Below are 1,248 nucleotides of genomic sequence, written 5' to 3'. Positions count from 1 at the left end.
CCTATGGGGCGCTACGTTCTTTGCTTTTCTCCCCCACCGTTATCATCCCGGCGGCGCGCCAGCCTTTCTCGCAGAGCCGTAAGCGCGCTCCGCTTACCGGAACGGCACCGTCATTCTGTGTTATTTTTTTTGAAAAAAAACACATTAAATGATAATGCAGCATGGCGAATTTTTATGTTAATTAAACATCATTTAAATAGGCATTAATTAAATCCACCCTAACTCAGGAAATATCCCCCTACGGGGCTGTAAAGTTTCGCTATCATTTTCACCTCTAATATGTGTTATTCCCTTTTATTTCAGTGGAAAGAAAAAACATGTGCCACCTAAAAAACGCTTCTGGCGATCAATTTATGAAATATGATGGCTCATGACTATTGATTGCAGTAGTTGATCGTTATTGACGATCGATATGTTCGTGCGATAACCTGAACTGCATTAAGATATGCCTGTATTTTATATTTTTATTCATCAGATGTTTATTGTCAGGTCTCCATTTTTATGAAGGAAAAACACGATCCCGTATTTATCTACCGCTTTTATGGAAGTAGCCTCAGCCGGGAAATACTCCGGGAGTCCGTCCGGCACTACAGCTTTACCGAGTGCTGGGAAATGCTCTGCTTTCTTGACTGCATCTGCGATGTGTACCCCGACCGGGGCGCCCTCCTCTGGCTCCGGGAGAAAACAGGCGAGTGCCTGAGAAATCACGATAACGGAACGGATTACTTCAGGGACCTCCGGACGTTGGAAAGCGAGCTTGAATATGCCCTCAGCGTTATAAATTAAGCCGCAGGTCGTACATGGTTAGGAGTGTAGTGGTCAACTAATTTTGGCCACACGACCTGACTGTTCGTGGAACAGTCGCTCTGATTCATTTGGCGTTAAGCCGCCGTTATACCAGTGGGGCCTGAGAGTGCTGTAGTACCCCGTGATATAAGACCCTGTACACGATTCTGTGTAAATGCCTTTCTCAGAAGTGACCGTCCAGGCACCCGCGAACGTATCCAGCGCCATCAGCGCCGCTTCTTCAGTCCGTCCACGCAGGCAATCAGGATATCCTGAAGTCCCCGGTTTTTAAGCTCGGTCAGCACGTTCAGCCAGAACTTCGCCCCTTCGTTTTCGGCCAGCCACATACCCAGGAGCTCTTTCTGACCGTCAGTATTGATACCCAGCGCGAGGAATACGGCCTTGTTAATCACACTGCCACCGTGAGAACGTAGCGCCCCAGAGGGGCGAGCGTCACCGCTT

At 48.2% G+C, this 1,248-nt stretch carries 1 protein-coding gene and 1 pseudogene; one reads left to right on the top strand and one right to left on the bottom strand.

The window, feature by feature from the left end; translation table 11 throughout:
• Nucleotides 1-501: 501 nt before the first annotated feature.
• Nucleotides 502-786 (top strand): hypothetical protein, encoded by a 285-nt coding sequence (locus tag NG99_RS21105; protein WP_052130825.1) that lies wholly within the window; start codon nucleotides 502-504, stop codon nucleotides 784-786.
• A 239-nt stretch (nucleotides 787-1,025) separates the two neighbouring features.
• On the opposite strand, the pseudogene NG99_RS21100 reads toward NG99_RS21105, so the two are convergent.
• Nucleotides 1,026-1,248: pseudogene (locus NG99_RS21100) on the bottom strand (transposase); the annotation flags it as partial.

The sequence above is a fragment of the Erwinia typographi genome (assembly GCF_000773975.1).
GTDB classification, from domain to species: Bacteria; Pseudomonadota; Gammaproteobacteria; order Enterobacterales; family Enterobacteriaceae; genus Erwinia; species Erwinia typographi.
This window is presented reverse-complemented; position numbering and strand designations above follow the sequence as displayed.

What these genes read in the sequence shown, in the direction of transcription:
- NG99_RS21105 (WP_052130825.1), top strand. Translation starts at nt 502, where the DNA reads ATGAAGGAAAAACACGATCCCGTATTTATCTACCGCTTTTATGGAAGT.